Origin of the sequence: Actinomadura nitritigenes, assembly GCF_017573545.1 — a bacterium.
GTDB classification, from domain to species: domain Bacteria; phylum Actinomycetota; class Actinomycetes; order Streptosporangiales; family Streptosporangiaceae; genus Spirillospora; species Spirillospora nitritigenes.
Map to the genome: position 1 here is coordinate 250,567 of NZ_JAGEOK010000008.1, position 19,830 is coordinate 270,396.

General features: G+C 73.6%; 19 protein-coding genes. 6 read left to right on the forward strand and 13 right to left on the reverse strand.

The window, feature by feature from the left end; all coding sequences use genetic code 11:
* Positions 1-23: 23 nt before the first annotated feature.
* On the forward strand, positions 24-827 hold the full coding sequence (locus J4557_RS14640) for a class I SAM-dependent methyltransferase (RefSeq protein ID WP_208267052.1): 804 nt from the start codon (positions 24-26) through the stop codon (positions 825-827).
* 58 nt (positions 828-885) lie between these two features.
* Here the strand turns inward: J4557_RS14640 and J4557_RS14645 are convergent, their stop codons facing one another.
* Positions 886-1,764, reverse strand: coding sequence for an alpha/beta fold hydrolase (locus J4557_RS14645; RefSeq protein WP_208267053.1), 879 nt, complete (start codon positions 1,762-1,764; stop codon positions 886-888).
* A gap of 70 nt (positions 1,765-1,834) precedes the next feature.
* On the opposite strand from J4557_RS14645, the gene J4557_RS14650 reads away from it, so the two are divergent.
* Positions 1,835-2,560, forward strand: coding sequence for a glycerophosphodiester phosphodiesterase (locus tag J4557_RS14650; RefSeq protein WP_208267054.1), 726 nt, complete (start codon positions 1,835-1,837; stop codon positions 2,558-2,560).
* Between the two features lie 120 nt (positions 2,561-2,680).
* Here the strand turns inward: J4557_RS14650 and J4557_RS14655 are convergent, their stop codons facing one another.
* A complete protein-coding gene (locus tag J4557_RS14655) occupies positions 2,681-4,117 on the reverse strand; it encodes a DEAD/DEAH box helicase (RefSeq protein WP_307799788.1) in 1,437 nt (478 codons plus the stop codon).
* A gap of 570 nt (positions 4,118-4,687) precedes the next feature.
* On the opposite strand from J4557_RS14655, the gene J4557_RS14660 reads away from it, so the two are divergent.
* Positions 4,688-6,643, forward strand: coding sequence for a protein kinase domain-containing protein (locus tag J4557_RS14660; protein ID WP_208267055.1), 1,956 nt, complete (start codon positions 4,688-4,690; stop codon positions 6,641-6,643).
* Between the two features lie 143 nt (positions 6,644-6,786).
* Here J4557_RS14660 and J4557_RS14665 read toward each other — a convergent pair whose 3' ends face one another.
* The 7 genes from J4557_RS14665 to ligD (J4557_RS14695) form a co-directional block, all read right to left on the reverse strand.
* Complete coding sequence (locus tag J4557_RS14665) at positions 6,787-7,068, reverse strand: GlsB/YeaQ/YmgE family stress response membrane protein (RefSeq protein ID WP_208267056.1); 282 nt, start codon at positions 7,066-7,068, stop codon at positions 6,787-6,789.
* Between the two features lie 196 nt (positions 7,069-7,264).
* Positions 7,265-7,498: a DUF3107 domain-containing protein gene (locus tag J4557_RS14670; RefSeq protein WP_173099177.1), complete on the reverse strand. Its 234-nt coding sequence runs from the start codon at positions 7,496-7,498 to the stop codon at positions 7,265-7,267.
* Between the two features lie 114 nt (positions 7,499-7,612).
* The gene (locus tag J4557_RS14675) at positions 7,613-8,242 is read right to left on the reverse strand and encodes a TetR family transcriptional regulator (RefSeq protein ID WP_190868678.1); all 630 of its coding nucleotides are present in this window, start codon (positions 8,240-8,242) and stop codon (positions 7,613-7,615) included.
* 226 nt (positions 8,243-8,468) lie between these two features.
* On the reverse strand, positions 8,469-8,678 hold the full coding sequence (locus tag J4557_RS14680; RefSeq protein ID WP_208267057.1) for an Rv3202a family protein: 210 nt from the start codon (positions 8,676-8,678) through the stop codon (positions 8,469-8,471).
* A gap of 37 nt (positions 8,679-8,715) precedes the next feature.
* A complete protein-coding gene (locus tag J4557_RS14685; protein WP_243775731.1) occupies positions 8,716-10,041 on the reverse strand; it encodes a dihydrolipoyl dehydrogenase family protein in 1,326 nt (441 codons plus the stop codon).
* A 150-nt stretch (positions 10,042-10,191) separates the two neighbouring features.
* Positions 10,192-11,097: a non-homologous end-joining DNA ligase gene (ligD, locus tag J4557_RS14690; protein WP_208267058.1), complete on the reverse strand. Its 906-nt coding sequence runs from the start codon at positions 11,095-11,097 to the stop codon at positions 10,192-10,194.
* A 24-nt stretch (positions 11,098-11,121) separates the two neighbouring features.
* Entirely contained in the window at positions 11,122-12,096 is a 975-nt protein-coding gene (gene ligD, locus J4557_RS14695) for a non-homologous end-joining DNA ligase (protein WP_208267059.1), read from the reverse strand.
* Between the two features lie 119 nt (positions 12,097-12,215).
* On the opposite strand from ligD (J4557_RS14695), the gene ku reads away from it, so the two are divergent.
* Positions 12,216-13,130: a non-homologous end joining protein Ku gene (ku, locus tag J4557_RS14700; RefSeq protein WP_208267060.1), complete on the forward strand. Its 915-nt coding sequence runs from the start codon at positions 12,216-12,218 to the stop codon at positions 13,128-13,130.
* Here ku and J4557_RS14705 read toward each other — a convergent pair.
* From J4557_RS14705 to J4557_RS14715, 3 genes are all read right to left on the reverse strand, one after another.
* Positions 13,127-13,939, reverse strand: a complete 813-nt coding sequence (locus tag J4557_RS14705; protein WP_307799792.1) for an SGNH/GDSL hydrolase family protein — start codon at positions 13,937-13,939, stop codon at positions 13,127-13,129. The two genes, ku and J4557_RS14705, sit on opposite strands and share 4 nt — an antisense overlap.
* 84 nt (positions 13,940-14,023) lie before the next feature.
* Positions 14,024-14,326 (reverse strand): hypothetical protein, encoded by a 303-nt coding sequence (locus J4557_RS14710; RefSeq protein WP_208267062.1) that lies wholly within the window; start codon positions 14,324-14,326, stop codon positions 14,024-14,026.
* 244 nt (positions 14,327-14,570) lie between these two features.
* Entirely contained in the window at positions 14,571-16,751 is a 2,181-nt protein-coding gene (locus tag J4557_RS14715) for an MMPL family transporter (RefSeq protein WP_208267063.1), read from the reverse strand.
* A gap of 163 nt (positions 16,752-16,914) precedes the next feature.
* On the opposite strand from J4557_RS14715, the gene J4557_RS14720 reads away from it, so the two are divergent.
* Positions 16,915-17,634 carry a TetR/AcrR family transcriptional regulator gene (locus J4557_RS14720; RefSeq protein WP_208267064.1) on the forward strand — a complete coding sequence of 240 codons (720 nt, stop codon included), beginning with the start codon at positions 16,915-16,917 and terminating at the stop codon, positions 17,632-17,634.
* Positions 17,635-17,752: 118 nt separating this feature from the next.
* On the opposite strand, the gene moeZ is transcribed toward J4557_RS14720, so the two are convergent.
* Positions 17,753-18,934: an adenylyltransferase/sulfurtransferase MoeZ gene (moeZ, locus tag J4557_RS14725; protein WP_208267065.1), complete on the reverse strand. Its 1,182-nt coding sequence runs from the start codon at positions 18,932-18,934 to the stop codon at positions 17,753-17,755.
* Between the two features lie 276 nt (positions 18,935-19,210).
* On the opposite strand from moeZ, the gene J4557_RS14730 reads away from it, so the two are divergent.
* Positions 19,211-19,405, forward strand: a complete 195-nt coding sequence (locus J4557_RS14730) for a CsbD family protein (RefSeq protein ID WP_208267066.1) — start codon at positions 19,211-19,213, stop codon at positions 19,403-19,405.
* The last annotated feature ends 425 nt before the right edge of the window (positions 19,406-19,830 follow it).

The following is a 19,830-nucleotide window of genomic DNA, read 5'->3' on the forward strand; positions in this document are numbered from 1 at the left end:
CCGCCGCCGAAAGGAGAAGGACCATGGAAGGCGTGTCCGCGACGGCCCGCTGGACGGCCGCCGCCCGCGCGGTGGAGTCCCGCCGCCCCGACGCCCTGTTCACCGACGACCTCGCCGAGGCCCTCGCCGGGCCCGAGGGCTTCGCGCGCTGGGAGCGCTACGACAACCCCGGCACCACCGAGTTCCTCGCCGTCCGCACCCGCTGGCTGGACGAGGTGATCACCCGGTCCGCGCACGCCCAGGTCGTGCTGGTCGCGGCCGGCCTGGACACCCGGTCGGCCCGGCTGCCCTGGCCGACCGGGACCGTCCTGTACGAACTCGACCAGGCCGACCTCATGGAAGGGAAGGAGAAGAGGCTCGCGGAGCTGGGGGTCCGGCACCGCTGCGACCGGCGCGGCATCGGCACCGACCTGACCGGCCCCTGGGACGGCGAGCTCCGCGCCGCCGGCTGGGACCCGGCCGTCCCCACCCTGTGGATCGTCGAGGGCCTGCTGTTCTACCTGCCCGAGGACGCCGCCCGGGCGCTGCTGGCCAGGCTCGGGGAGCTGTCGGCGTCCGGCAGCGCCGCGGCCGGGGACCTGCTGTCCCACCAGTCCATGATCAGCGAGTTCACGCAGGAGGGCCTGGCGCGGCTGCGCGCCGACGGCTGCCCCTGGCTGTGGGGCACCGACCGTCCCGAGGACCTCCTCGCCGCGTGCGGCTGGACGGTCGGCGAGCTGCGGTTGCCGGGCGAGGAGGGCGCCTCGTTCGGCCGCTGGCCGTGGCCGCCGCTGCCCCGCGACACCACGGGCCTGCCGATGAACTACCTGTTCACCGCGACGGTCTGAGCGGCCCTCCGCGGGCCGGGGCGCGCCGCACGGCCCGGCGCGCCCCGGCCCGCGGAGATCACTTCAGCGTGTGCTCGGACTGGTTCCAGAAGTCGGTGAGGGCGGCGGCGGTCGTCTCCGGCGCCTCCCAGGCGGGGGAGTGCGCCGCGCTCGGGATCACGACCCTGGCCGCGTTCAGCCGCTCCGCCATCTCCGCCTGGACGCGCGGGTCCCACACGTCGTCGTCCTCCCCGTACAGGACGAGGGTCCGCAGGCCCGTCTCGCCGCAGTGCTTGGCGAGCTCGTCGACCCGGTCGGGCGCGGTGAGGATCTCGCGGGACATGCCGACCAGCCCCGCCTCGGAGTTGCCGAGCGTCCGGTCCTTCAGGAAGGCCAGGATGTCGGCCTGGACGCCGCTCGCGACGTAGTCGGGCTCCATGCCGACGCTCCAGATCGCGGCCATGCCCAGCTCGGGGATCGCGTCCCGCAGCGCCCGCGCCTTGTCCGCGGACGGCCCCGTCACGGCGGACGGCCCGGAGCTCATCAGCGTCAGCGACGCCGGCCGCGCTGGCCCGGCCAGGACCGCCTCCCGCGCCACCAGCCCCCCGAACGAGTGCCCCACCAGGTGCACCGGGTCCGGGCCGAGCGCCTCCAGCAGCCCCACGAGGTCGGTGCCGAGGGCCGCGCGGCCGTAGGCGTCCGGGTCGTCCGGGCCCGGCGTCTCGTGCTGCCCGCGCATGTCGATCGCGACGACGCGGCGGCCGGACGCGGCGAGCGTCGGCAGCATCGCGAGGAAGTCCTCCTTGCTGCCGGTGAGGCCCGGCACGAGGAGGGCGGGAAACCGCTCGGGCACCCGCGACCCCGGGAGCGCCTCCAGCGCGGCGAAAGGGCCGCGCGACGTCTCGACGGTCGTCCGGCTCACGCCGGGGGGCAGGGTCAGGAACCGGGGCGTACTCACGGAGTGCAACCATACTAAACGGGCATCCGCCGGCCACCGCCGCGAAACCCCGCGGTGGTACCGTCGCAGCGTGCGAGCGAAGCCGGCGATCTCGGCGCATCGACGGGACGAGGCGGGCCTGGACGGCCTGCGCGACGCGGCCGGCTCCGGGGCCGAGTACGTCGAGATCGACGTCCGGCGCACCGGCGACGGACGGCTGGTCGTGCACCACGACCGCGAGATCGGCGGGCTGCCGCTGGCACGGCTGTCCTACCGCCGGGCGAGGGAACTGTCACCCCGCCCGCTGCCGCTGGTGGACGAGGCCATGGAGCTCATCGCCGCGTCCGGCGCGCAGGGCCACCTGGACCTGAAGGAGCGCGGCTGCGAGCACGAGACCGTCGCGCTCGCGATCGAGGCGTTCGGGCCCGGCCGGTTCGTGGTGACGACCCGCGAGGTGGCCTCGCTCGTCGAGATCAAGAGGAGCTTCCCGCGGACCCGGACGGCCCTGTCGGTGGGCCGCAACCTGTGGGAGCCGGGCGTCGCCCGCGATCTCGCGCCGCTGCGGCAGATCCGCCGCGCCGGCGCGGACATGGTCGCGCTCAACCACCGGCTCGCCCGTGTCGGGGTGCTGCGGCAGTGCGGCCGCGCCGGGATCCCCGCGATGATCTGGACGGTCAACGCCGAGCCGCTGATGCGGCGCTTCCTCGGCGACCCCCGCGTCGCCGTCCTGGTCACCGACCACCCCACCACCGCCCTCGGCCTACGAGAGGCAGCGTCCGACGGAGCAGCGTCCGACCGCGGCCGCCAGGGGACCTAGCCGCACTCTGATGCAGCGCCCGCCGAAGGAAGGCGCTCCGGCGCCTGGCGCCGAGGGCACTGCGAGAAACACAGAACCGCGAGAGCACGGGCGGGCCGTGTCTCGCGGTCGGTGCGGGCGTCAGGCCGTCTGGGTGGCCTCGGTCGTGTCGGCCGCGGGCTTGCCGGCGCGGGTGCGGCGCCGGGTGCGGCTCCGCTTGCGCTCGGTGGCGACGGCGTCGACGACGGTGTCGGACGCCCCGTCGGCGGCCGCGGACGCGCCGCCCTCGGTCGCCTTGCCCTCGATCGGCTGGCCGCCGCGGGTGCGGGTCCTGGCGCGCTTGCGGCGGCGGGGGCGCGGACGCTCCCGGTCCTCGTGGCGCGCGGTGCTGCGCACCTTGCCGGTCTCGCCGATGTCCTCCAGCTCCTCGGCGTCCAGCCCGGCCCGCTCGTGGCGGTGCTCCTTCGGCAGGGTGCCCTTCGTGCCCTCGGGGATCCCGAGCGCCTCGAAGAAGTGCGGAGAGGTGGAGTAGGTCTCCTCCGGCGCCGCGAACGGCAGGTCGAGCGTGCTGTTGATCAGCTTCCACCGGGTCAGGTCGGCCCAGTCGATCAGCGTGACCGCGACGCCCTCCTTGCCCGCGCGGCCGGTGCGGCCGATGCGGTGCACGTAGGTGTCGGCGCTGTCCGGGCACTCGTAGTTGACGACGTGGGTGACGTCGTCGACGTCGAGGCCGCGGGCCGCCACGTCGGTGGCGACCAGCATGCCGATCTTGCCGCTGCGGAACGCGCGCAGCGCCCGCTCGCGCTGGCTCTGCCCGAGGTCGCCGTGCACGGCGGCGGCGTCGAAGCCGCGCTGGACCAGGTCGGCGGCGACCCGGTCGCAGGCCCGCTTGGTCTGGCAGAAGATCATCGTCAGCCCGCGGCCCTCGGCCTGCAGCAGCCGCGCCAGCATCTCCGGCTTGTCCATCTGGTGGGCCTGGAAGACGTGCTGGACGACCTGCGGCGTCGCGTCGGACTCGGCGTGCGACTCGGCCCGCACGTTGGTCGGGCGGGTCAGGTAGCGGCGCGACAGCGCGACGATCTCGCCCGGCATGGTCGCCGAGAACATCATCGTCTGCCGCTGCGCGGGGACCTTCGCGATGATCCGCTCGATGTCGGGCAGGAACCCGAGGTCGAGCATGCGGTCGGCCTCGTCCAGCACCAGCACGCCGACCTGCGACAGGTCCAGGTGCTTCTGCTTGACCAGGTCGAGCAGCCGGCCCGGGGTGCCGACGACCACGTCGACGCCCTCGCGCAGCGCCTCGATCTGCGGTTCGTAGGCGCGACCGCCGTACACCGACAGCACGCGGCTGCCGAGCTTGCCGCCGGCGACCAGCAGGTCGTCGGTGACCTGCAGGGCCAGCTCGCGGGTGGGCGCGACGACGAGCGCCTGCGGCTTCTTGCCGCCGTGCTCGATGCGCTGGAGCAGCGCCGCGCCGAACGCCAGCGTCTTGCCGGTGCCGGTGCGGGCCTGCCCGATGATGTCGTGGCCGCCCAGCGCGATCGGCAGGGCGAGCTCCTGGATGGGGAACGCTTCCACGATGCCCTCGGCCTGCAGGGCATCGGCTATCTCGGGGACGACCCCGAGGTCACGAAAGGTAGTCAGGGCTTTCAGCCTCCAATATGCGGGGTCCTCGCTCCCCGGTGCGGCGCGGCTCGTCGCCCGCGTCGGCGGGATGCCGGCGGGCGGGCCCGTCAGGGGCGCTGTCGATCGAGGTCACAGTCGCCGCCGGCTGGGCTTCGCCGTCCTGGCGCGCCCGCCGGTCGCTTCCTGTGGCCGCGCGCTCGCGCGGGAGGGACCAGCCGTTGATCAAAATGTCTCGGCGACCGCAGTCAGGGGTTGAAAGCAGTCACTGATTGTGGCTGCGTGCGGTCACACTCCGCCACGCAGTGTACCGACCGTCAGTTGCATACACCAATAGCCGATCACCAGACCTAACGTTTCCGCGTTTTCGTCTATTCCATCCCCGCTCGCCAGCGCCGATCCGTGGCGTGGAACGGGCCCGGACGGACCGGCGCGGAGACCCCTCCCGGCGGCCACATCCGGACACCGCGGGCCGCGGACGATCATCGGTTGCCCGCGGGCGTCCCGTGCCCCAGATTGATGGGCATGATCGAACCGTCCGGGGCCGACACGTCGGGGACGGCCCCACCGCCCGCCGCGCCGCCCGGGGACGCGCCGCCGCCCGGGGACGCGCCGCCGTCCGGGGACGCGCCGCCGTCCGGCCCGCCGCCGTCCGTCGAGCCGTCGTCCAGCGGTGCGCCGCCGTGGCGCGTCGAGGGCTTCACCGAGGTGCGGGAGCTGGGCTCGGGCGCGCAGGGCCGGGTGGTGCTGGCGCGGCACGACACCGCCGGCGCGCCGGTCGCGATCAAGTACCTGGTCCGCCGGGACGGCGACGACGAGGCGATCGAGCGGCTGCGCGCCGAGGCGGTGATGCTCGGCCGCGTCGACGATCCGCACGTCGTCCGGCTCTACCGGTTCGTCAGCGCCGCGCGCGGGGCCGCGCTCGTGATGGAGGCGGTGGACGGGGTCTCGCTCAGGCGGATCCTGGCCGAGCACGGTGCGCTGGAGCCGGAGGCGGCGCTCACCGTGCTGAAGGGGTCCCTGCGCGGCCTCGCCGCCGCCCACGCGGCCGGCGTGGTGCACCGCGACTACAAGCCCGCCAACGTCGTCGTCCGGGCGGACGGGCTGAGCAAGCTGATCGACTTCGGGATCGCCACCGTGACCGGGGACGGCGCCGGGTCCGGGACGCCCGCCTACATGGCGCCCGAGCAGTGGGAGCGGCGGCCCGCCTCGCCGGCCACCGACGTGTACGCCGCGACCTGCGTGTTCTTCGAGTGCGTGACCGGCGGCCGGCCCTTCTCCGGGGATCTGCCGGCGCTCCGGGCCGGGCATCTGGACGGCGCGGTCCCGGCCGAGCGCCTCCCGGAGGGACTGCGCGACCTGGTCGTCCGCGGGATGGCCAAGGCCCCGGAGGACCGTCCGCCCGGCGCCGCCGCGTTCGCCGCCGAGTTGGAGGCGGCCGCCGCCGCGGCGTACGGGCCGGGCTGGGAGGGGCGGGGCGTCCGCGCTCTGGCGGGCGCAGCCGTGGCGTTCGCGGCCGCGTTCCCGCTGGCCGCCGCCGGGCTGGTCCCGGCGGCTGCGGGAGGTGCGGCGGCAGGTGGTGCGGCAGGTGGTGCGGCAGGTGGTGCGGCCGCGGGCGGGGCCGCGGCGGGCGGGGGCGCCGGGGCCGGCGCGGCGGCCGGCGGCGGCCTGTTCGCGGCGACCGGGGCCAAGGTCGCCGCCGCGGTGGCGGCCACCGCGGCGCTCGCGGCGGGCGGCGCGGGGGCCTACACGGCCGCCTCCGGGGGCGGTGCCCCGCAGGCGCGGGCGGACCTGCGGGTGCGGCCCGTGTCGGTCGTCCGGACGACCGGCCACCCCGCGACGCGCGTCACGGCGAGCTACCCGCAGCTGAGCGGGCTGCCCGCCGCGGTGCTGGCGAAGGTCAACGCGGTCGTCCGCGAGCCCGCCGAAACCTGGGCGCGAACGGCCGGCCACGACCTGTCCGCCTTCACCGGCACCGCCGACCCGCCGACCCCCTACACGGGCAAGGTGACCTACGAGGTGGGGCTGAACGGGCCGAAGCTGTTCTCCGTCCGCTACTCCTTCAGCGGGACGGTCCTGAACCGGAACACGGCTCTGGCGCAGATGGTCACGGTCGACCTCACCACCGGCCGCGCCGTGCCGCCCCGCGACTTCTTCCGGGCGGACGCGCTCACGCCGGCCGGCACCCGCGCCTTCACCCGCCTGCTGGTCGAGTACGGGCCCGGCGGCGGCTCCCTCTGCGAGGACGAGCCGGCGGGTCCGGACACCGGGGACGTGACGCCCGCGATGATCAGGGACGGGCACGTCCAGGTGCTGCCGACGCGCGAGGGCGTCGACTTCTACCCGCCGGAGCCCGCGCTGGGCTACAGCATGGCCTGCGGACGGGCCTGGCGGGCGTTCAGCGTGCCCTACCGGCGGCTCGGCCGGTTCATCCGCCCGGACGTCTTCCGCGCGGCGGGCGTCGCCGCACCGTCGCCCTGACGGCCGGCCCGCCGCCGCCCGGCCCCCGGACCAGGGCGGGAACAGGGCTCGGACAGGGGAAGGCCCCCGCTTGCGGGGAGCGGGGGCCTGCCGCCGGGGTGCCCGGCCGGGAGCCGGGAGGTCGCCCGGCCGGAGGGGGCCGGTCAGAAGCTGCGGCTGCGGCGGCGTCCGCCCCAGCGTCCGCCGCCACGGCTGTTGAGCGAGGTCAGCGCGGCCACGCCGATCGCGGCGATCACGACCGCGAAGACGAGCGCGATGAACCAGCCGGCGCCGAGCGCGGAGGCGATCATGCCGCCGAGGATCGCGCCGACGATGCCCACCCCGATCGTCAGCAGGATGCCGATCGGGTTGCGACCGGGCACGATCAGCCGCGCCAGCGCTCCGATCACGGCACCGGCGATGATGAACCAGAGGATCGTCAGCATCTCAGTCAGTCCGTTTCGTTTCCGGGGGCCGGAAGCTCCGGCCCGTTGGTCGCAACCGGTATGCCCGTTCCTCCGGAAACAAACAAAATCTTTGTCAAGACGCTTGCCGACCTGCCGGTAGGTCCGCTAAAGCGGCCGACCGGACGCGCCGCGTCACCAGCCCGCCCCTGGTCACCGGCCCGCCCCGGTCACCGGCTCACGCGTACTGCGAACCGAAGCCCACGCCGCGCCGCTCGTCCTCGGCGATCTCCAGGTAGCCGACCCGCTCGGCGGGCACGACGACCCGCCCCGAGCGCCGGTCCTTCAGCACGAAGACCCCGCGCGGCTCCGCCAGCGCGCCGGCGAGGGCCTCCTGCACCTCGTCGGCGGACTGGTCGGTCTCCACGACGATCTCCTTCGGCACGTTCTGCACGCCGATCCGAACCTGCACGCGCTGCTCCCCTCGTCGGTGCCGTCCCGGCACCCGCGGGACGGTCCCTCCGATGGTCGCACGGAGATCGGCGGATCGGCCGTCCCGCCGCTTCGCCGCGAGTGAAACGCGGCGTCAGCCCTGCTCGCCGGTCCGCGGGAAACCGGAGATGCCGCGCCAGGCGAGGCGGGCGATGATCTTCTCGGCGGTGTCCTTCGGGATGGCGCGGTGCTGCGACAGCCAGAACCGGGCGCTGACCTCGGCCATCCCGACCAGGCCCATGCCGAGCAGGTGCGCCTCGTCGCTGGCGGCGCCGGTGTCCTCGGCGATCACCTGGGCGATCATCTCGGCGCACTGCTGGTTGGCGCGGTCGACGCGGGCCCGGACGGGCGCCACGTTGCGCAGGTCGGACTCGAAGACCAGCCGGTACGCCTCGCCGTCGCCGGCCACGAAGTCGTAGAACGCCTGCATGCTCGCCTGCACGCGCAGCTTGTTGTCCGTGGTGGACTCCAGCGCGTCGCGCACGGTCTTCACCAGCGCCTCGGCATGCTCGTCCAGCAGGGCCAGGTACAGCTCCAGCTTGCCCGGGAAGTGCTGGTAGAGCACGGGTTTGCTGACTCCCGCACGCTCGGCGATCTCGTCCATCGCCGCCGCGTGGTACCCCTGCGCGACGAACACCTCCTGGGCCGCGCCGAGCAGTTGCCTGCGGCGCGCCAGCCGCGGCAGGCGCGTGCCACGGGGGCGTGCGTCCGGGGTAGCCGTCACCACACTCTCCGATCACCAGATCAGTGCGACGGTAGAGGGTGTCCGTCGCGGGGAAACAATCCCACCATCCTACGCGCCGGTAACCTCGTGGGTCACTAACAAAAGACCACCGACGTTCCCCGCGCGCGCAGGTCAGTGTATTTCCGGCGGCGGACCGCCGCAGCCGGACGCGTCGCCCGCCGGACCGCGCGGGCGCTCCGGCGCGGCGGCCGGGGGCCGCCGGCGGTCAGCGGTAGTCGTCCTCGTCGAGCGGGATCTCCCGGTGCTGCTCGGCGGCGTCGGCCTCGTTGACGTCCATCGGCAGCTGCGCCGCCCACTCGGTCGTCTCCTCGCCGTCCTCGCCCTCCTCGCCGACATCGGCCCGCTGCTCCGCGGTGTCGGCCTCGTTGGCGTCCTCGGGCAGCGGCTCCCGCTCCAGGTCGTCGGTCTCGCTCATCACGCGTCCTCCTCGGAAGAGCCCATCGGAAGGTCCGTCACAGGCGTCCGGCCAGTTCCCGCAGCGGCGCCTCCACGGACTCGCCATAGGTCGGGAACGCGTGCACGACGTCGGTGAGCACGCTCAGCGGCGTCTCCGCGCGGATGGCCAGCGCGACCTCGCTCATCCACTCCTCAGCGTAGAGTCCGGCCGCGGCGGCGCCGATCAGCAGCCCGCGGGAGCGGTCGGCGTACAGCTCGACCCGGCCGCGCTCGTCGGCCTCCACCGCCGCCCGCGCCGTCGCGGCGAGGTCGTACCCGGCGGTGAGGAGGTCTATTCCGAGTTCCTCGGCCTGCTTCGGGGCGATCCCGACCGCGTAGACGGTGGGGGTCGTGTACACGACCCGGGGGATCGCGCGGTAGTCGGCCGCGCGGTGCTCGCCGAGCAGGTTCGCCAGGACGAGCCGCGCCTGGTACCGGGCGGCGTGCGTGGTGCGGGCGACGCCCGTGACGTCGCCCGCCGCCCACACGTCGCCGGACGTCGACGGCACCCGGCACGTCTCGTCCACCGGCACGCCGTGGCCGGGCGACGTGGCGACGCCGAGGGTCTCCAGGCCGAGGCCCTCCACCCGGGGGCGGCGCCCGGCGGCGACCAGGATCCGGTCGGCGTCCAGCGTGCCGCCGTCCGACAGCCACAGCCGCAGCCCCGACTCCTTGCGCTCGACGTGGCTCAGGTCGGCGCCGAGGCGCAGGTCGACGCCCATCCGGCGGAGCGCGTCGGCGAGCACCTCCCCGGCGAACGGGGCCTCGGCGGTCAGCAGCCGCCCGGACGCCTCGACCACCGACACCTGCGAGCCGAACGCGGCGTACACCTGCGCGAGCTCGCAGCCGACCGGGCCGCCGCCGAGGACGACGAGCCGGCGCGGCAGGTCGGGCACCGACAGGGCGCCGTCGCTCGTCCACAGCGGGACGTCGGCGAGGCCGTCGACGGGCGGGATCACCGGCTCGCTGCCGGTGCACAGCACGAGGTCGCCGAAGCCGTGCGCGGCGCCGTCCACCTCGATCCGGCCGGGCCCGGTCACCTGCCCGCGGCCGCGCAGCACGGTGACGCCCTCCTCGGCCATCCGGGCGACGATCCGCTCGTCGGCGCGGTACCCGGTGAGGGCGTCGCGCCGGGCGACCGCCATCTCCCAGGTCTCGCCCCGCCGGGCCGACAGCAGCAGCGATTTGGACGGGACGCACGCGAAATACCGCGATTCGCCGCCGACCAGGCGGTTCTCGACGAGCGCGACGTCGCGCCCGGCGCGGGCGAGGCCGGTCGCGACCAGCTCTCCCGCCGTCCCCCCGCCCAGCACCACGGCGTCGTAGTGATGGTTCTGCGACAACTGATCTTCCTTCCGCACCGGCGGGTGTGTTCCCGCTCACATTGCGTCCCCGTGCTCATGGTGGCGGAAGTCGGCGCCGGAGCGTGGCCGTTCGGACACATACGGCGCCCGGAAAGGGAGAGATCGTGCCGGGGCGGCGGGCCGGGCGGGTCACGGGAGGGCGCGGCGGCGCCCGCCCAGCAGGGGCTCCAGCAGGTCCCCGTGCTTCTCGACCCGGCCGAGCACGTCGTCGGGCGAGAACACCAGGTCGGCGGCGTCCCCGCAGGACCCCAGCTCGTCCCAGGTGAGCGGGGTGGACACCGACGGGCTGGACGCGGCGCGCAGCGAGTAGGCCGCGACGGTCGTCTTGGCCGGGTTGTTCTGGCTCCAGTCCACGAGGACCTTGCCCTTGCGCAGCCGCTTCTCCATCTTCGCGACGACCAGGTCCGGATGCTCCGACGCGAGGCGCTGTGCGGCGGCCTTGGCGTACTCCGACGTCCGCGCCGCGTCGTCCGGCTCCTTGATCGGCACGTACAGGTGCAGGCCCTTCTTGCCGCTGGTCTTGGGGTAGGAGTCGAAGCCGTCCTCGGCGAGCACGTCGCGCAGCAGCCCGGCCACCCGGCACGCCTCGACGATCGTCGCGGGCGGCCCGGGGTCCAGGTCGAACACCACCAGGTCGGGGGCGTGCACCCCGCCGCGCGGGCCGACCTTCCACTGCGGGACGTGCAGCTCGAGCGCGGCGAGGTTCGCGCACCACACGAGCGTCGGCAGGTCGTCGACGACGACGAAGTCCGCCGTCTCGCGGCCGGACGAGCTGCCCGGCGTGGGGATCTCCGCCGTCCGCACCCAGTCCGGTGTGTGCGAGGGCGCGTTCTTCTCGAAGAACTTCCCGCCGTCCACGCCCTCCGGCCAGCGGATCCGGGTGGCCGGCCGGTCCTTCAGGTGCGGCAGCATCACCGGCGCCATCCGCGCGTAGTAGTCGATGACCTCGCCCTTGGTGAACTCCGGGTACAGGTTCTTGTCGAGGTTGGACAGGCTGAGCCGGCGGCCGTCCACCTCGACCTGCCGGCCGCTCACCGCCGGTGCTCCGGCGCGGGGGTGTCACTGCTCACTCGTGACCTCCAGGGGGTCCTTGTCGTCGCGCAGCCCGCGCCAGGACGGGAAGCGGAGGCGGCCGTCCCTGGTGCGGGCGCTGTAGGCGACCTCCCCGACGAGGCGCGGCTCAACCCACTGCGCGTCGCGGGCGTGCTCGCGCGGGACGGGCTCGTCGAACGGGCTGGTCGGGCGGCGCAGCGGCCACAGCACCTCGTACAGCTCGTCGAGGACCCGGTCGCTGAAGCCGGTGCCGACGTGCCCGACGAACCCGAGCCGCCCCTTGGGGTCGTACTCGCCGAGCAGCAGCGACCCGACCCCGCCCTCGCGGCGCCCCCGGCCGGGCTTCCAGCCACAGACGATCACCTCGCGGGTCTGGAAGTTCTTCACCTTGCGCCAGAAGTCGACGCGGCGGCCCGGCCGGTACGGGGAGTCGAGCCGCTTGGCGAGCAGGCCCTCCAGGTGCTCCTCGATGGTGAAGGCGAGCAGCTCGTCCACCTGGGTGGTGTCGCCGCCGTGCAGGTAGGGGGGCACCTCGACGGGTCCGCTGCCGGCGAGGTCGAGGCCGTCGAGCAGCGACCGCCGCTCGGCGTAGGGGACGTCGTAGAGCACCCGGCCGTCCAGGAACAGCACGTCGAAGACCACGTACCGGACGGGGACCTCGCGGATGAGCCGGGGGTGCGGCTCCGACACGTGCATCCGGCGCTGGAGGCGCTCGAAGCTCGGCCGGCCCCGCTCGAACGCGACGACCTCGCCGTCCAGCACGACGTCGTGGTCGGGCAGCAGGTCGGCGAGGGCGGTGAGCTCCGGGTAGCGCGAGGTCACGTCGTTCCCGCGCCGGCCGGTCGCGTGGACGCCGTCCGGCGACACCTGCGAGACGACCCGGACGCCGTCCCATTTGAGCTCCAGGCCCCAGCGCCCGCCGTCGTCGGGGAGGTCGCCGGTGACGGCCATCATCGGCTCGACGGGCCATGGCATGGTCATACCCGCGTCTTACCCGATGCCCGCGTCCAAGAAAAGGATCAAGTGCCCGTTATGGCGCAAATCGAACGGGGTTGCGACGCTAAGGGGAGGAGCGGACCGGGCTGGGTAAGGACATCGGCATGCGGAGCATCTGGAAGGGCGCTATCTCGTTCGGGCTGGTGACGATCCCGGTGAAGCTGTACTCCGCGACCGAGCAGCGGGACGTCAGCTTCCACCAGGTGCACCGGGAGGACGGCGGCCGCGTCAGGTACAAGCGGGTCTGCACCGTCGACGGCGAGGAGGTGCCGTACTCCGACATCGCGAAGGGGTACGAGCTGCCGAGCGGCGAGATGGTGATCCTCACCGACGAGGACTTCGCCGACCTGCCGCTGACCACCAGCCGCCGCATCGACGTGCTCCAGTTCGTCGAGGAGTCCGAGGTCGACCCGATCTACTTCGCCAAGTCCTACTACCTGGAGCCGGACGCGCAGGGCGCGAAGCCGTACGTGCTGCTGCGCGACGCGCTGGAGAACTCCGACCAGGTCGCCATCGTGAAGGTGGCGCTGCGGCAGCGCGAGTCGCTGGCGACGCTGCGCGTCCGGGGCGGCGTGTTCGTCCTGGAGACGATGCTGTGGCCGGACGAGGTGCGCGAGCCCGACTTCCCCTTCCTGGAGGAGGACATCGAGGTCCGCAAGCAGGAGCTGTCGATGGCGTCGTCGCTGATCGACTCGATGGCGGGCGACTTCGACCCGAGCGAGTACAAGGACGCCTACCGCGAGGCGCTCCAGGCGGTGATCGACGCGAAGGTCGAGGGGCGCGAGGTGACCCGGCCGTCCGAGGAGGCCGAGGAGGAGCCCGCGGCGGACCTGCTGAGCGCGCTGCGCGCCAGCGTCGAGGCCGCGAAGAAGAGCCGCGGCGGCGGGGGCGGCGGCAAGGCGGCGGCGCCGTCGGAGAAGGAGACGCAGAAGAAGCCCGCGTCGCGCGGCCGCAAGACGCCGGCGAAGTCCGGCGGCAAGAAGGAGCCGGCGAAGAGCCGCACCCGCAAGTCGGCCTAGCCCTCCGCCGACGCCCGCGGCCACTCGATCGGCGACAGCGTGGGGCGCTTGGCGGTGACGAGGTCGCCGGACGAGCGGCCGCGCAGCCGCCGCCCGATCCACGGGGCCAGGTAGCCGCGCGCCCAGCGGGCGTTCGCCAGCCGCTGCGCGCCCCGGCTCAGCTCCGGCAGCGGCGCCAGCTCCGGCTCGCGCCAGTCGCCCGCGTCCGGGACGCCGAGGGCCTCCAGCATCGCGAGCGCGACGCGCCGGTGCCCCTCGGGCGACATGTGCAGGCGGTCGACGCCCCAGCAGCGCCAGTCGCGCAGGACATCCATGGACCACTGGTCGACGACGAACGCGCCGCGGCGGGCCGCGATCGCCCGCAGGTGCTCGTTGAAGACGGCGACGCGCCCGCGCGTGCGCCGGATGACGGGCGAGCCGGCCGGGTCGACGCCGGTGAACAGGACCGCGTCGGCGCCGGCCGCGCGGATCGCGGCGACGGCCTCGTCCATCCGGGCGGCGAGCGCGTCGATGTCCACGCCGGGTCGCAGCAGGTCGTTGCCGCCGCCCGACACCGACACGAGGTCGGGCTTCAGGTCCAGGGCGGCGGGGAGCTGCTCGTCGACGATCCGGTCCAGCAGGCGGCCGCGGATCGCGAGGTTGGCGTAGCCGAACCGGGGCGCGCCGGGTCCGTTCGACCGGGCGGCGAGTTCGGCCGCCGCCCGGTCCGCCCAACCGCGCCAGCCCCCGCCGGCGGCGCCCCCCTCGCAGGGGTCGCCGACCCCTTCCGTGAAGGAGTCGCCGATCGCCGCATAACGCGTCCAGAGCATGACCGACATGCTATGTGACCTGCATTGATCTCCGAGCCGTCCGGGATGTGAGCCGGCTCTCGCGGCGGACGTCCCGCAGGGGGGTCACGCGTCGCGGCGGACGGCCAGCACGCGGATCAGCATCGAGGCGGCGGCGGACGGGTCGGTGCACGGCGCGATGCGCTCGCCCCAGCCGTAGAAGTACGACCACGAGCCGTCGGAACGTTCCTGCACGGCGATCACGTTCTCGTTGAACATCCGCATCTCGGGGTTGGCGACGAGCGCGGAGGGCCAGCGGTCCGGCGGCGCGGCCATCTCCACCGTCCAGCCGCGGGAGCGCAGCTCCTCGGTCAGGCGCTCCAGGTGGTCGAGGGCGACGTCGGCCTCGGTGGTCGCCAGCGTGGGCATGATGCCTCCAGGGGAATACCCGTGACGGTGAGGAAGAGGGTCGCCGGGCGCGGGCCGTCGTGGTGCGCGTCACACGGCGCGGGGCGAACGTCATTCAGTTTCCCGCCGGGTGAGGCGGACCACAAGCGCTTTGGAATTTTGGCGACCGTTTTCTCCCGCGCCCACCGGGAGCGGCGCGAGGCCGTGTCCCGCGGGCGGCGGGACACGGCCTCGGACCTGGCCCGGAGAAGGTGCGGCCGGGCGCTCAGTGCGCGGACGCCGGCTCCTGCGACCGCGGCGGCGCGGGGGAGTCGCTCTCGCGGAGCCCGTACCGGCCGTACAGCCGGGCCAGCGGGCCGGGCGCCCACCAGTTCGCGCGGCCGAGCAGCCGCATCGTCGCCGGCACCAGCAGCGCGCGGACGACCGTCGCGTCCACCAGGATCGCGACCGCCATCCCCACGCCGGTCATCTTGATGAACGCGACCCCGGACGTGGCGAACGCGCCGATCACGATGATGAACAGCAGCGCGGCGCTGGTGATGATGGCGCCGGTGCGCTGCACCCCGGTCGCGACCGCGGTGGTGTTGGAGCCGGTCAGGTCGTACTGCTCGCGGACCCGCGACAGCAGGAACACCTCGTAGTCCATCGAGATGCCGAACAGCATCGCCAGCATCAGGATCGGCATCGACGGGGAGATGGCGCCGGTCGCGGTGAAGTCCAGGGGGCCGGACAGGTGCCCGTCCTGGAAGATCAGCACGACCACGCCGAACGTCGCCGACAGCGACAGCATGTTCATCACGATGGCCTTCAGCGGCAGCACCACCGAGCCGAACGCGAGGAACAGCAGCGCGAACGTCACGCCGCCGACGAGCAGCGCCAGCCACGGCAGCGTCCCGCCGATGCTGGACAGCTGGTCGACGACGTCGGCGGTGCCGCCGCCCACGTAGGAGCGCGCGCCGGGCGGCGGCGGGACGTCCCGGACGCGGTGGACGAGGTCGCGCGCGGCGGCGGAGTCGGGCTCGGCGGAGAAGGTGAGCGCGATCCGCGTCGTCTCGCCCTTCGCGCCGGTCACGGTCGCGCCGGTCGCGCCGGGCAGCGCCGCGAGCCGGTCGCCGTAGGACCGGATCGCGGCCCGGTCGGACGTGCCGGTCACGACGGCCTGGATCGCCTCGGTGGAGTTGCTCGGGAACCGGGTCTGCAGGGTCTCGGAGACGACCCGCGCGTCGGCGCCGGACGGCAGCACCTTGGCGTCCACACCGCCCCAGTTGATGTGGAGGAAGGGGCTGCCCAGCGTGAGCAGCAGCGCGACGGTGGCGACGGCGTAGATCACCGGGCGGCGCATCACGCTGTGCGCGAGCCGGCCCCACCAGCCGTCCGCCTCGCCCCGCGCCTTCGCGGCGGCGGCCTTGCGGCGGCGGATCGGCAGGGCGTCCACCCTGGGGCCGAGGACGGCCAGCAGCGCCGGCAGCACGGTCAGCGCGCCGATCATGCAGACGAAGACGGTGGCGATGCCGCCGTAGCCCATCGAGATCAGGAAGTTCTGGTCGAACAGCAGCAGCCCGGACAGCGACACCGCGACCGTGACGCCGGAGACCGCGACCGTCCGCCCGGCCGTGGCCATCGTCGCGGCGACCGCGTCCTCGGTGGTGGCGCCGTCGCGCCGGACCTCCTCGCGGAACCGGCTGACCATGAACAGGCCGTAGTCGATCGCGAGGCCGAGCCCGAGGAACGTCGTGATGTTCACCGCGAAGATCGACACGTCGGTGACGTAGCTGAGCGCGTGCAGCGCGGTGAACGAGCCGAGGATGGCGAGCCCGCCGATCAGCAGCGGCAGGCTCGCCGACACCAGCCCGCCGAAGATCAGCACGAGCAGCACCAGCAGCACCGGTATGGCCATGCCCTCGGCCCGGCCGATGTCGGAGGAGACCCGCTCGTTGATGGCGGTCTGGGTGCCGAGCTGCCCGCCGACCTTGGCGGTCAGGCCGCCGTCGACGTCGGTGAGGTCGTCCTTGATCGCGTCGTAGGAGTCCTGCCGCGCGGCCTCGTCCTTGCCGGTCAGCTGCAGCACGGCGTAGGTGGAGCCGCGGTCCGCGCCGACGAACTGCGGCGCCTTGGTCGTCCAGTAGGTGGCCGTCCCGGCGACCTTGCCCTGGGGCAGCGCGGCCAGCGCCTTCTCCACCGACGCGCGGTAGGACGGGTCGTCCACCGTCATGCCGGGGCGCCCCTTGTAGAGGACCACCACGTCGGCCTGGTCGCGGCCGAGGTCGCGCTCGGCGATCCTCGTCGCCTGCGCGCTCTCGCTGCCGGGCGTGTCGAAGCCGCCGGACGAGGTCAGCGCGCCGAACACGCCCGTGCCCCATACGGCGGCGAAGACCAGCGCCGCTCCCGCGACCGCGAGCACCCACCGCCGCCGGCGGTGCACCCAGCGGCCCCATCGCTCGAACATCGTCGTTCCCCCTGCCTGTTACACCGCATCACGTCGGTGAACGCCGTAAACTAGCGAACGCTGTAAACTTTGCATATGTCGTTCACTTTCGTCAATGGTGTTTTTGGGGAATCATGCGGTGGCGGCCGGAGGCGGCCGGACCTGGGAGGAAGTGGGGCGGAGCGTGACGACACGGCGTGACCGGCTGCGCGAGGCGACGGTCCGGGAGATCTCCGAGACCGCGCGGCGGATCCTCGTGGAGCAGGGGCCCGAGGCGGTGACGCTGCGCGCCATCGCCCGCGAGATGGGGATGACGGCGCCGGCGCTCTACCGCTATTACGACAGCCACTCCGAACTGCTGCGCCACGTCGTCGGCGACGTCTACACCGAGCTGACGACCGAGCTGCAGGCGGCCATCGCGCGGGTGCCCCACGACGACATGAGCGGCAAGTTCCTGTCCGTCGCCCGGCAGTTCCGCAGCTGGGCGCTCGGGCACCCGCGCGAGTACGCGCTGCTGTTCGGCGCCCCTATCCGCGGCCTCGACCCCGACGAGCAGGCCGACTTCGCCGAGGAGTGCGCCCGCCAGTTCGGCTGGACGTTCATGGCGCTGTTCCTGGAGCTGTGGCAGAAGAAGCCGTTCCCCGTCCCACCCGACGAGGAGCTCGACCCGGACCTGCTTCCCCAGCTGCGCCGCTACCGCGAGGAGCGCCTCGGCGTCTCGCTCCCGCTCGGGGTGATCCAGCAGTTCCTCAAGTGCTGGGTGCGGCTGCAGGGCAGCGTCAGCCTGGAGGCGTTCGGCCACCTCGGCTTCGCCCTCGACGACGCCGCCCCCATGTTCGAGCTCATGCTCCAGGAGATAGCCCCGCCGCTCGGCCTCACCTACAGCCCGCCCGACAAGAAGTGAACGGGCCCGGGCGGCGCGAACCGCCCGGGCAGCACGAAGCCCCCGGATCCGATGCGGATCCGGGGGCTCGGTGGACGCGGGGCCGCGTCAGTGCGTCAGTGCCCCGACGCGTGGTGCGTCAGTAGCTGGGCTGGGTCGGGTCGATCTGCTTCACCCAGGCCAGGATGCCGCCGCCGACGTGCACGGCGTCGCCGAAGCCGGCGTTCTTCACCACGGCGAGGGCCTCGGCCGAGCGGACGCCCGACTTGCAGTGCAGGACGATCTTCTTGTCTTGCGGCAGCAGCTCCAGCGCCGAGCCGTTCAGGAACTCGCCCTTCGGGATCAGCGTCGCGCCCGGGATCGAGACGATCTCGTACTCGTTCGGCTCGCGGACGTCCACCAGGAAGATGTCGTCGCCGCGGTCCTGCATGGCCTTCAGGTCCAGGACGGTGATCGTCGATTCCTTGGCGGCCTCGGTGGCCTCCTCCGACACCGCTCCGCAGAAGGCCTCGTAGTCCTCCAGCAGCTCGGTCTGCGTCGGGTTCTTGCCGCACAGCGGGCACTCGGGGTCCTTGCGGACCTTGACCGACCGGTACGTCATCTCCAGCGCGTCGTAGATCATCAGCCGGCCGACCAGCGGCTCGCCGATGCCGGTCAGCAGCTTGATGGCCTCGTTCACCTGGATCGAGCCGATCGACGCGCACAGCACGCCGAGGACGCCGCCCTCGGCGCACGACGGGACCATGCCGGGCGGCGGCGGCTCCGGGTAGAGGCAGCGGTAGCAGGGGCCGTGCTCGGCCCAGAACACCGACGCCTGGCCGTCGAACCGGTAGATGGAGCCCCACACGTACGGCTTGCCGAGCAGCACCGCCGCGTCGTTCACCATGTACCGGGTCGCGAAGTTGTCGGTGCCGTCCAGGATCAGGTCGTACTGGGCGAACACGTCCATGATGTTGTCGCGGTCGAGCGCGAAGTCGTGCACGACCACGTCGATCAGCGGGTTGATCTCGCGGACGGTCTCGGCGGCCGACTCGACCTTCGGCTTGCCCAGCGACGACTGCCGGTGGATGATCTGGCGCTGCAGGTTCGACTCGTCCACGACGTCGAAGTCGACGACGCCGAGGGTGCCGACGCCGGCGGCGGCCAGGTAGAGCAGCGCGGGGGAGCCGAGACCGCCCGCGCCGACGACCAGGACCTTGGCGTTCTTGAGGCGCTTCTGCCCGGACATCCCCACGTCGGGGATGATGAGGTGCCGCGAGTAGCGGTTGACCTCGTCGCGGGTGAGCTCCGCTGCGGGCTCGACCAGAGGTGGCAACGACACGGTGGGTGCTCCTGTGCTGACGCTCGGCTGTTACGGGGGCGGGACGTCGTCGTCCCCTCACGGCACAACCTTGCCATGTCCGCCCGCATTCCCCTAAGGCCGGTGGCCGGAAACGCCCACGCCAGCGCCCCTGCCGCCTAGTCCGGAGGGGACGGTGGGTCCGATGTGGCGGGGGTCTCCCGCCGAAGTGTGGCCGGGGTCTCCCGGCGGACGGCATAGATCGGGATGTAGCGGGCACGGCTTCCTCAGTACGGACCTCGTACGGAAGAAGGAGCCATGGGCATCCTCGACAAGCTCAAGAACAAGACCCAGAAGGCCAAGGGGCAGGGCAAGGAAGAGGCCGGGCGGCGTTCCGGCGACCCCTACCTGGAGGCCGAGGGCCGCAAGGACCAGGCCGCCGGCGGCGCCAAGCAGGTCGGTGAGCAGGTCAAGGACGCGGCGAAGGAGGCCCGCCGGACGACCGACCGGTGACCTCGCCGCGCATTCCGCCGTGACGGAGGGGCCCCTCTGCGGAGGGGCCCCTCCGCCTGTCCGGGGCCGGAGCGTCCGGGTTAGGACGGGTCCCCTCACCCCGATGTAAGGGCGGAATGTCATGAACCAGAGTTAATCTTGGCTGTTGTGGCATTCCTGCCCCCCTCCCAGCAGCCGCCCCCGCCAGGCCCGCACCTGCCGCCCGGCCCCCCGGCATCATCCGGACCGCCGGCGGGCGCGCCTCCCGGCCGTCCGCCAGGACCGGGCCCCGGCGCGCCCCCGGGGCCGCCCGGTCCCATGACGCCCCCGGGCGCGGGCATGCCCGGCCCCGGGATGCCAGGGGCCCGGATGCCCGGCGGTGGCATGCCGGGCGGTGGCAGGCCCGGTGGCATGGCCGGCGGTGGCATGCCCGGCGCTCCCGGTGC